The organism is Escherichia sp. MOD1-EC6162 (assembly GCF_002965125.1).
GTDB classification, from domain to species: domain Bacteria; phylum Pseudomonadota; class Gammaproteobacteria; order Enterobacterales; family Enterobacteriaceae; genus Escherichia; species Escherichia marmotae.
The window spans coordinates 1-1227 of the sequence record NZ_PTSB01000076.1 but is presented as its reverse complement, the minus strand read 5'-3'; the positions used below and the strand labels follow the sequence as shown (position 1 = coordinate 1227).

Here is a 1227-nt window from a genome sequence, read left to right as displayed (position 1 = left end):
AGTAAAGAAGGTCGTATTGTTGCCGGTCCCTATGACTACAACGTGGTAAAAAGCGACAACCAGAACTGGTTTTTAACCAGTGAAATTCCCGCAGGACCGTATACCCCACCGGAACTGCCCGTCATCCCGGAACCAGATCCTGAGCCACCTGTAACACCAGAACCCCCTGTAACACCAGAACCGCCTGTGACACCGGAGCCACCTGTTACGCCATCTGTTCCACAACCAGAACGAAAACATCTGTATCGCCCGGAAATTGGCAGCTATCTGGCCAATATTCAGGCGGCAAATACGCTGTTTAATACCCGACTGCATGACCGTCTGGGGGAAACACAATACACCGACCTGCTGACCGGCGAGCAGAAAGTAACCAGCCTGTGGATGCGTAACATTGGCGGGCATAATCGCTTTAAAGATCGTTCGGATGAATTGAGCACCCAGAGCAACCGTTATGTTCTGCAACTGGGCGGCGACCTCGCACAATGGAGCAGTAATGACCTTGATCGCTGGCATCTCGGCTTAATGGCTGGCTATGCCAACAGCAAGAGTCACACCCATTCCAACCTGACCGGGTACAGCTCACGTGGGCAAATCGACGGCTACAGTGTGGGGGTGTATGGCACCTGGTACGCTAACGAAGCGGACAAAACCGGGACTTATGTTGATAGCTGGTTGCTCTATAACTGGTTTGATAACACCGTCTCCGGCGAGTACCTGCCGGGTGAGAAATATCACTCTGACGGCATCACCGCCGCCATTGAAGCGGGTTATACCTTCCGTCTTGGTGAAAGCGCCGATGCGCGTACCAGCTACTGGTTGCAGCCAAAAATGCAACTGACGTGGATGGATGTGAAGGCAGACAATCATACTGAAGACAATGGCACTCTGGTTGAGGACAGCACCGAAGGCAACCTGCAAACGCGTCTGGGGGTGAAAGCGTATCTGCAAGGCCATAATGCTCTTGATGAGCATAAAGAGCGTTCCTTCCAGCCTTTTGTGGAAGCCAACTGGATTTATAACTCCCGCAATTACAGTGTGAAGATGGATGGCATCAGCGATGAAATCATCGGTGCGCGTAACATCGGTGAGTTAAAAGTCGGGGTGGAAGGTCAGCTTAATCCGCGTCTGCAACTGTGGGGCAACGTCGCCCAGCAGTTGGGTGACAACGGTTACAGCGATACCCAGGGAATGCTGGGCATGAAATATCTCTTTTAATGCCACTTTGCC

The 1227-nt window shown here is 52.2% G+C and carries 1 protein-coding gene; it reads left to right on the top strand.

Going from position 1 to position 1227, the window contains the following annotated elements; translation table 11 throughout:
* A partial coding sequence (locus tag A9587_RS24175; RefSeq protein WP_123057504.1) for an autotransporter outer membrane beta-barrel domain-containing protein occupies positions 1-1215 on the top strand: 1215 nt, incomplete at its 5' end.
* Positions 1216-1227: the final 12 nt, after the last annotated feature.